Genomic DNA, 2232 nt, shown 5'->3' with positions numbered 1-2232 from the left:
AGGATCTCCTCGGCGTGGGTGCCGCCCCGGCCGGGCGCATAGGTGAACACGGTGATCACCGGTCCCGGTCCGGACCATCGTCGATCATCGCGGGTCAGGGCCCAGATGAACCCGGTCCTGGTCCGGCCGCGACCAGGATCCAGCACCGGCGCCGTCGCGTTCTCCGGGGCTTACGCGGCGCCACTGGCGCCACGGTCCCCTGCGAACTCCATGAAGAGCTTGGTCGAGGCCTTCAGATGCTCCAGCATCCGCCGGACGATCGCGTCGAGGTGGAAGGCCGCCCTGGCGCGTCGCGCGTTCATCCCTTCGAACCGTCCACTGGACGGTTCGATCCCTTCGGGACCGCTCTTCACCCCAGTCGGCCAGCGTCGAGCGGTCGATCACCACGCCGGAGCGGGCGAGGATCTGCGAGAGCCGGTAGAGCGGCAGCGCGTCGGCATATTTCGAGACCAGGAGCCAGGCGATGAAAGCCTCGGTGGGCAGCCCTCCCTCGATCAGCCAGGCGGGCGGCGGCGCCTGGACGATGCCCGCACGCCCCTTCGGGCAGGCGTAGCGCGGGCGGACGGTCTCGATCACCCGCAGCTGGGCAGGGACGATGTCGAGACGTTCCGAGGGTCGTCGGGGAAACGGTCCCCCGGACCGTTTCCTGATCCTCCTCCACCTCACCGATCTGCACCATCTGGCCGCAGCCGCACGGACAGATCAGGCTGTCGGGCTCGATCCGTTCCTCGATCCGCGGCAGGTCCTTCGGCAACGAGCGCCGGACGGGGGCCTCTTCCTTCGTCGGCCGCCCGCGGCGCTTGCCGGTCGCAGGCGCCTCTTCGGCCTCCGCGCCGGGCGCATCCTTTTCCCCGTGCTTCTCCTTCACCGCGGCGACAGCCTGTTCACTCGCCCTCGGGCTCGGACCGGTGGCGCCGCGATGGCTCGTTCCTCGAAGCACAGCTGAAGCTGGTCGGGGTCGAGCTTCTCCGAGCTGGGCGCGTACCGGGCGAGGCGGAGCTGCCGGATGAGCGGCTCCAGTTCCTCCAGAAGCTCCTTCATCCGGGCATTCTCGGCGGCCATGACCGCCCTTTCCGCCGCCGTTCTCGCCGCATCAGCCTGCAACGCGGCATGCTCGGCTTCCAGATGCTGGCGGTGCGCCCGCTCGGCCGAGAGGGCGAAGGCCTGCGCCTCCAGCACCGCCCGAACCTCGGGAGGCAGGCGGTCCAGGAGCGCAGGACCCTTCGGAAGCGTCATGCCCAAAGTCTATCGCATGACCCGACAACCGCAACAAAATAAAGCCAAAGCAACAGGTTGCTCAGGCCGCAGCACCCGGCTGCACCACCTGTCGCGCGTCCAGGCGCTGCCACTGGAGCCCGTCGAACAAAGCTTCGAACTGAGCTCGGGAAATCCGCGCTACGCCCTCCTGAACCCGCGGCCAGGAGAAGCTGCCCTGCTCGAGCCGCTTGTAGACGAGCACGAGCCCGCTGCCGTCCCAGACCAGGATCTTCGCCCGGTCCTTCCGCTTCGAGCGGAACACCACCATCAGCCCCGAGTGCGGGTCGAGCCCGAGCCGCGTCTGCACGATCGCCGCAAGCGCATCATGACCGCAGCGGAAGTCCACCGGCTGCGTCGCGATCACGATGGCGAGCCGCTGAGCCGGCACGATCATCGCGGCGAGGCCTCCGCCAGGGCCCGCACCAGCGCCGAGAGCCGCGCGACCGGCACCTCGGCCGGAAGCCGGACCACGACCGCGCCCACCACCACTTCGATCGGCATCTCCATCCGGCTGCCGGTCACGGAAGGCACCGCCGCCGCCTCGGCAGGCGCGGCATCCTCCTCGACGATCAGCGGGACGAAATCCGGCTCGGAGAGCCCGACGCTCTCCCATGGCAGCGCGAGGTGTCCGTCCTTCGCCATCCGCCGCCACGTCGTCAGCTGCGAGGGGAGCACCCCGTGCCGCCGCGCCACATCCCCGACCCGGACGCCGGGCACGAAACTCTCCGCCACGATCCGCGCCTTGACCTCGTCGGGCCACTGGCGCCGACCCGTCGGACCAGAGATCACCGAATACCGCAGCGCGCCGCCATCTCCACCATCCGCCATCGCAATCCTCCATCATGGAAAATGCGATCAGCGTGCTCCCCGCCCGCCCTCGACGGAACACCCAAACCCAATGGGGACAAAATCTCGCTTACTGCTCGACCGCCGGTCGAAGTAATGGTGGGATTCATCGACGCGCATCGGGAAGCG

The 2232-nt window shown here is 69.0% G+C and carries 5 protein-coding genes and 1 pseudogene; all 6 read right to left on the bottom strand.

Annotated elements, in window-relative coordinates:
- The coding region (locus tag FG154_RS21985; RefSeq protein WP_186312484.1) for an IS66 family transposase at nt 1–146 on the bottom strand (146 nt) is incomplete at its 3' end.
- Nucleotides 147–170: 24 nt separating this feature from the next.
- Nucleotides 171–302 carry a hypothetical protein gene (locus tag FG154_RS21980; RefSeq protein ID WP_425456870.1) on the bottom strand — a complete coding sequence of 44 codons (132 nt, stop codon included), beginning with the start codon at nt 300–302 and terminating at the stop codon, nt 171–173.
- Between the two features lie 52 nt (nt 303–354).
- Nucleotides 355–802: pseudogene (locus FG154_RS21975) on the bottom strand (IS66 family transposase zinc-finger binding domain-containing protein); the annotation flags it as partial.
- A 62-nt stretch (nt 803–864) separates the two neighbouring features.
- Nucleotides 865–1236, bottom strand: coding sequence for an IS66 family transposase (locus FG154_RS20315; RefSeq protein WP_145111917.1), 372 nt, complete (start codon nt 1234–1236; stop codon nt 865–867).
- A 61-nt stretch (nt 1237–1297) separates the two neighbouring features.
- The gene (gene tnpB / locus FG154_RS20310) at nt 1298–1651 is read right to left on the bottom strand and encodes an IS66 family insertion sequence element accessory protein TnpB (protein WP_145111914.1); all 354 of its coding nucleotides are present in this window, start codon (nt 1649–1651) and stop codon (nt 1298–1300) included.
- Complete coding sequence (tnpA, locus tag FG154_RS20305; RefSeq protein WP_145111911.1) at nt 1648–2085, bottom strand: IS66-like element accessory protein TnpA; 438 nt, start codon at nt 2083–2085, stop codon at nt 1648–1650. The genes tnpB and tnpA overlap by 4 nt, the downstream gene beginning before the upstream one ends.
- Nucleotides 2086–2232 lie beyond the last annotated feature (147 nt).

The sequence above is a fragment of the Cereibacter sediminicola genome, assembly GCF_007668225.1.
Lineage (GTDB): Bacteria > Pseudomonadota > Alphaproteobacteria > Rhodobacterales > Rhodobacteraceae > Cereibacter_A > Cereibacter_A azotoformans.
This window is presented reverse-complemented; position numbering and strand designations above follow the sequence as displayed.